This is a genomic window from uncultured Thiodictyon sp. (genome assembly GCF_903828115.1).
Taxonomy (GTDB): Bacteria; Pseudomonadota; Gammaproteobacteria; order Chromatiales; family Chromatiaceae; genus Thiodictyon.
In genome coordinates this window covers 1-3,920 of record NZ_CAIKKU010000614.1, presented here as the reverse complement: position 1 = coordinate 3,920, position 3,920 = coordinate 1, and the positions used below count along the sequence as shown (strand labels likewise).

Annotated in this window: 5 protein-coding genes; all 5 read left to right on the top strand. The window is 72.4% G+C overall.

Going from position 1 to position 3,920, the window contains the following annotated elements; translation table 11 throughout:
* Positions 1 to 890 (top strand): ThiF family adenylyltransferase (locus tag QZY48_RS23250; protein WP_295435568.1); only part of this gene is annotated, 890 nt, incomplete at its 5' end.
* Positions 891 to 991: 101 nt separating this feature from the next.
* Positions 992 to 1,282, top strand: coding sequence for a hypothetical protein (locus QZY48_RS23245; RefSeq protein ID WP_295435566.1), 291 nt, complete (start codon positions 992 to 994; stop codon positions 1,280 to 1,282).
* Between the two features lie 157 nt (positions 1,283 to 1,439).
* The gene (locus QZY48_RS34970; RefSeq protein ID WP_366929759.1) at positions 1,440 to 2,012 is read left to right on the top strand and encodes a WD40 repeat domain-containing protein; all 573 of its coding nucleotides are present in this window, start codon (positions 1,440 to 1,442) and stop codon (positions 2,010 to 2,012) included.
* Complete coding sequence (locus QZY48_RS23240) at positions 1,997 to 2,197, top strand: hypothetical protein (protein WP_295435564.1); 201 nt, start codon at positions 1,997 to 1,999, stop codon at positions 2,195 to 2,197. Before QZY48_RS34970 ends, QZY48_RS23240 begins: the two co-directional genes overlap by 16 nt.
* A gap of 422 nt (positions 2,198 to 2,619) precedes the next feature.
* Complete coding sequence (locus QZY48_RS23235; RefSeq protein WP_295435562.1) at positions 2,620 to 3,885, top strand: hypothetical protein; 1,266 nt, start codon at positions 2,620 to 2,622, stop codon at positions 3,883 to 3,885.
* Positions 3,886 to 3,920: the final 35 nt, after the last annotated feature.

Sequence of the window (3,920 nt, the reverse complement as noted above, 5' to 3'; positions counted from 1 at the left end):
GTGCGGACCGCGGCCCCTGCGTGGTCGCCCCTGTCCGCAGTGGCGATCACGCCCGGCAACCGCCCGTGACCCAAGACCCCCGCTACGCCCGCCACACCCTGGTCCCCGGCTGGGACCAGGCGCGCCTGGCCGCCGCCCAGGTCATCCTGATCGGCCTGGGCGCGCTCGGCAACGAGGTCGCCCGCATCCTCGCACTCTTCGGCGTCGGGTCCATGATCCTCTGCGATCCGGACCGCGTCGAGCGCTCCAACCTGAGCCGCTGCGCATTCTTCCGCGAGTCCGACTGCGGCAGGCTCAAGGTCGCGGCCGCCGCCCGCGCCCTGGCCGATCTGGCCCCCGGCTGTCGGCTGGACGCCCGCCCCCAGACCCTGATCCACGGCGTGGGCCTGGCCGAACTGCGCGACGCCGCGCTCGTCATCGGCTGCCTGGACAGCCGCACCGCCCGCCTGCAACTGGCCGGGCGCTGCAACCTGATGCGCGCCCCCATGATCGACGGCGGCACCCACCCCTGGGGCGGGGAGCTCCGCCCCTACCTGGACCCGGACGGCCCCTGCTACGGCTGCGGCCTGGGCGAGGACGCCCGCGCCCGCACCGCCGCCGCCTCGGTCCTGATCGGCGGCTGGATGGCCATGACGGCGCTCCGCCACCTGCTCGGCCTGCCCGTCCCCCCCGGCCTGCTCCAGATCGACGGCCCCGCCGGCACCGCCTGCCCCTGGCCCACGCCGCCACCCTGGGCCAACTGCTCGCCCAACTCCCCCCGGGCGCGGTCCCGCTCGCCTGGTCGCCGGTCATGGATGCCGTTGAGTGCACCGGTTGCGACTATCGCCAGACCCGCTGGGGCCTGCCGCCCGCGGCCCAGCCGGCCGGCGACCCCGCTGTCGCACTGGTGACACCGCCCCTCGAACTGGTGACACCGCTCCGCGGTGTCACCCCGGTGCCGGCCGCTCCGCGGCCCTACTCCGAACCTCCACGACCGCCGAGCGGCGCCGCAATGACGCAGGGTGCGGCGCCGGGCGGGGCATGCGCCCCGCCCGAAACCTTTAACCTCGAGCGCGAGTCAGGCTCGGAACCAAAGGTTCGGGACGGGGCGAATGCCCCGTCCCGCGGCTCATACGGCGACGCCTGCCCCCGCTGCGGCGCCCCGCTGCGCCCCCGTACCACCCTGGAACTGGACCGCGCCCCGCCGGACCTGAGCCTGGCCACACTGGGCCTGGCCCCGCGGGAGGTCCTGGCGGTGCGCACCGCCGAGGGCTGGGACTGGGTGGAGCTTGAGCATGGCTGAGGTGCCTTGCACGCGGGTGATCGAGACCGGGCTGGGCCAGCTTTTGACCGTTGCCTGGTCGCCGGACGGGGGCCGTTTGGCCGTGGTAGACCAAGATGGCATATCGGTGTGGGGCCTGGACGGGCGGCGGCTTTAGAAGCAATCGGAACCCGCCAACATCTCAATCGAATGCGTTGCCTGGTCGCCGGACGGTCGGCGCCTCGTGTCGGGCGCTTACGATGGCAGTGTGACGCTATGGTCGCCGACCGACGGCCGAGTCCTGATGCGTGGGAATCCCAGCCCAGTTTCAATTGTATGGCAACTGGCTTCGTCCCCGGACGGACGCCGACTTGTTCGAGCGACCGGCGCGAAAGACGTGGAATCTCTACAAATCCTCAATGCGCAGACCGGAGCAACCCTGCACGATCTTCACGGTCATTCGAAGCACGTACATTCGGTCGGTTGGTCCCCGGACGGTCGACTGATTGCCTCCGGCAGCGAGGATAAGACGGTCCGTCTCTGGGAGCCTGACCGGGGTACTCTCCTGCGCACTCTTGAGGGCCACGAGGATGTCGTATGGAGTGTCGCGTGGTCCCCACACACTCGATTGCTTGTTTCGTGCTCCGACGATCGGACCCTGCGGATTTGGGACCCAGCAAATGGGAACTGCCTTCACCGTTGGGAGGTCGGTGCATCCATACACACGCGCCTATCGTCTGGTCCGGCGACGGTCGGTTGCTTGCGGCGCTAGATGACTTCGGCATCCGCATCTGGTGCGGAAATACCGGCCGGGAACTGGCTTTTCTGCCGGATTCACCGGATTCGCCGCGTTGGGTGGTGCGCATCGCCTTCGCCCCCGACTCCCCCCGCCTGGCCTCGGTCTCCCACGACGGCACCATCCGCCTCTGGGACTGCTCCGCGGGACCTGTTTGCTGAGCATCGCGGGCCACGAGGGCGCCGTCTCGACAATTTGATCGAAATCCATGAGATCCGGCTCTGGGACCCCCAGGGCGGCTGGCTGCTGCACCAATGGCCGAGCCATGACCAATGCGACAGTGCCACCCAGGTCGTCTGGTCCCACGACGGGCGCTTGCTCGCCTCGGCGCCCTCCGGCGCGAGCAAAGCGGTCTGGACCCCGAGGCCGGCGTGCGCATCTGGGACGCCGGCACCGGGCGCCTGCGCGCCTGTCCGCCTTTCCCCGACAAATAGTGCCGACGCCTGGCTTGGTCCCCGGATGGGGCCTTCCTCGCCACCAGCCATTCGCGCGGGCACGACGATGACAAGGACATTTTCCGCCTCTGGGACACCCGCTCCCTGCTGGATCCGGCCCCGGACCCCGTCGCCGCCCAGCCATACCTGTGGTCGCCCCGGACCGCACCGGCACCCGGCCCAACCCCGTCCTGGCCGCGGAGCTTGCCCCCCTGCCGGACCTGGCCGCGGCAATGGCGCGGCTCGGCCGCTGCCCGCCGCTGTCGCTGCTGCGGAGCCTCGCGCGGCTGCTGGGCGGACCCGGGGCGACCGCCGGCCCCGCGCCCGCCGACGCGGACCCGCTGGCCGCACTCGCCGCACACCCGGGCCTCTTGGCCCTGCGCGCCCTGCGCTGGCCGCGCCGCGCCCATGCCGGGCTGATCGCGCTCTTGCTGCGCGACCAGCCGCTGGCGGACTGGGCACCGCCCGCCGAGTTGGGTCCCACCGAGCTTGGCCGCGCCCTGGGGCTGGCGCTGGCCGGTCCCCCCTTCGCCCTCGACTGCCCGCCGGCCCCCCCGCCGGTCCTGACTCCCCTGCTGGAACAGGCGGCGGCGCGGGTCGATGAGCGCTTGCTGGCGCTCCTGACCCTGCTCGGCCCGGACGCGGTGGCGACCGACCCGGCGCTGCCCCTGCAACTCGCCCACCGGGTGCCGCTGCTGCCGCGGATGAGCACCGCCCAGCGCCGGCTGCTCGGACTGCGGCTGCGCCTGGACGCGGGCGGGCCGGTGCAGGGGTCCGGGATGGGCGTGGGCTCGGTGGGCATCACCAATCAGGGCGACCTGCGGGCCCTGCTGCCCTCGCAACTCGCCCTGCCGACCAAGATCCGCCGCGCCCACTGGCTGCGCCGCGAACTGCTCTACCGCGCCCGTCACGGCCAGGAGCCGCCGCGCCTACGCCCGACGGTGCTGGTGCTGGACACGAGCCCGCCGGTCTTCGGGCCCATCGAGGCCGTCACGCGGCTCGCCGCCCATATCGCGGCGTCGAGCCCCATCGCCGCCCAACTGCCGCTGGTCCTGGTGACCCTGGGCGGGCAGGGTCGGGCGGAGGTCCTGAGCCGCTGCGCCGATCTGGTCTCGATCTGGACGGAGCGCACCCTGGAACTGGCCGAGCCCCGGCGCGGTCTGGCGCTGGCCCAGGGGATGGCCCGCACCATCCGCGACGGGCAGCTCCCGCCCGCCATCCTGCTCTTGAGCCACGCCTGGTGCGCCGCCGAGGAGATTGACCTGGAGGCGCCGGCGGGGCTGCGGGCCTTGTTCGTTCAGTATCCGCGGCAAGACATCAAACCGCCGTTCGCCGATCGGTGTGAGCGGTGGGAGTCGGTGCCGTCGGGGACCACCGAGGCTTTGGAGCAGGTGTTGGGGCGGTTGTTGGGGTAGGTCGGCCTTCGGGCCGACCGGGGGCTCTGGGAGCG